The organism is Streptomyces sp. NPDC047453 (assembly GCF_040643155.1).
GTDB lineage: Bacteria > Actinomycetota > Actinomycetes > Streptomycetales > Streptomycetaceae > Streptomyces.
The window spans coordinates 1-1,522 of record NZ_JBEYTS010000175.1; the positions used below are offsets into that span (position 1 = coordinate 1).

The following is a 1,522-nucleotide window of genomic DNA, read 5'->3' on the forward strand; positions in this document are numbered from 1 at the left end:
CAAGGCCATGAAGTTACGGGTTGGTGCGTGGCTGCAAGTGAGGGCTGATTTGGAAGGACGCCAGACGCGAGAAGCGGAGCCCCGGTAGAACTGGCTGGTCCGCCAAGACAAGCCGTTCACAAAGACCGGAGGCTCCGCTGTCCGGACAGTCTGTCATCACCCGTGAGATCGCGGTAGCCGAAGGCGTCTTCGCCCCGGGCCATCTGGGCGAGCTGACCCAGATCGTGCCGTTCGAGATGGTCGACGAGGTCCTCGCCGAGTGCCGGGCTGTGCAGCAGCGGCTGCGGAAACTCCCATCTCGGGTGGTGGTCTACCTGCTGCTCGCGGCCACGCTGTTCGAGGAATGCGGCTACCCGGCCGTGTGGTGCAAGCTCACCGGTGCTCTTGAGGCCCTGCCTCTGCCACGGGTGACCGCGACCGCGTTGTGGCACGCCCGCACCCGGCTGGGCGTGCGCCCGATGCAGGCTCTGTTCGACCTGCTGCGCGGCCCGGCCTCGGCCGTTCGCACCGCCGGGGCCCGCTGGGCCGGGCTGCTGGTGGTTGCCATCGACGGCACCTACCTGGACGTCGCCGACGATGCGGACGTGCGGGCCCGGCTGGGCAAGGGGGCCAACCAGTACACCGCTGCCTCCGGCTATCCGCAGGTCCTGCTGGTCGCTTTGGTGGCCTGCGGCACCCGCGCGGTCATCGACGCGGTCTTCGGCCCCCGCAAACCCGGCGAGCCCGTCCTGGGACGCCGCCTGCTTCGTTCGATGCACCAGGGCATGGTCGTGCTGCTGGACCGGGGATTTGCCACCAACGCCTTCCTTCAAGCTGCGGCCGGCACCGGTGCCGACTTCCTGGCCCGGCTCTCCGCAGTGCGCAAGCCGCCGGTCCTGCGCCGCTTCGACGACGGCTCCTTCCTGTCCCAGATCGGCACGGTTCAGGTCCGCATCATCGAATGCGAGATCACCATCGTCACCACCGCCGGGCGGCACAGCGGCACCTATCGCTTGGCGACCACCCTGCTCGACCACCGGCGTTACCCGGCCTTCGAGCTGGTCAGGCTGTATCACGAGCGATGGGAAGTGGAGTCCGCCTTTTTCGCAGTCAAGCAGTCGATCCTCGGCCGCCGTGTGCTGCGCTCCCGCACTCTGCCCGGCATCGCCCAAGAGATCTACGCGCTACTGACCGTCTACCAGGTGATAAGGATCGCCATCGCCGACGCCACCAGCACTGTCCCCGGGGCCGACCCGGACCGGGCCAGCTTCAGCGTTGCTCTCCACACCGCCCGTGACCAGGTCATCCAGGCCGCAGGCGTAATCGCCGGCACCACCATCGACCTCGTCGGCACCATCGGGCGCGCGGTCCTGAACCACCTCATGCCCACCCGCCGCCTACGCGTCAGCCCCCGAGCCGTCAAACGCCCGCTGTCCCGCTACGCCTACAAGAGCCTGCGCGTCGACCGACGCACCTACAAAGCCACCATCAGCATCGACATCCTGTTGACAGCACCCAACAGCCCATAACTTCATGGCCTTGG

The 1,522-nt window shown here is 67.8% G+C and carries 1 protein-coding gene; it reads left to right on the top strand.

Features of this window, described 5'->3' with window-relative positions; genetic code table 11:
* Positions 1 to 203: 203 nt before the first annotated feature.
* Positions 204 to 1,508, top strand: coding sequence for an IS4 family transposase (locus tag ABZ818_RS42755; protein WP_361427741.1), 1,305 nt, complete (start codon positions 204 to 206; stop codon positions 1,506 to 1,508).
* The last annotated feature ends 14 nt before the right edge of the window (positions 1,509 to 1,522 follow it).